Origin of the sequence: Bradyrhizobium sp. NBAIM08 (assembly GCF_020193935.1) — a bacterium.
GTDB lineage: Bacteria > Pseudomonadota > Alphaproteobacteria > Rhizobiales > Xanthobacteraceae > Bradyrhizobium > Bradyrhizobium yuanmingense.
Map to the genome: position 1 here is coordinate 1 of NZ_JADYVR010001272.1, position 386 is coordinate 386.

General features: G+C 41.2%; 1 pseudogene. It reads left to right on the top strand.

The annotated features are described in order from the left end of the window. Window positions 1-26 precede the first annotated feature (26 nt). Window positions 27-386, top strand: a pseudogene (locus tag I6F37_RS44485) (TonB-dependent receptor); the annotation flags it as partial.

The following is a 386-nucleotide window of genomic DNA, read 5'->3' on the forward strand; positions in this document are numbered from 1 at the left end:
ATAACAAGAAACTGGGAGACCATAGTGTGGATGTATTGGTTGGTCATGAGTCTTATAACCTTTTTGCACAGGGTCAAAGGGGTTTCCGGCAGGTTCAAACGGTATCCGGTAATACCGAACTGAACAATTTTACTACTATCAATGCAGCTACTTCTTATACAGATCGTTACCGGATAGAAAGTTATTTATCCCGTGCTAACTACGATTATAAAGGCAGATACTTTATATCCGCAAGTATAAGAAGAGATGGTAATTCCAGGTTTGCTGAGCAATCACGCTGGGGTACTTTTTGGTCAGTAGGCGGTGGCTGGAACATTCACAAAGAAGCGTTCTTTAATGCGCAATGGGTAGATCAGCTAAAAATCAGAAGTTCTTATGGTGTAGTG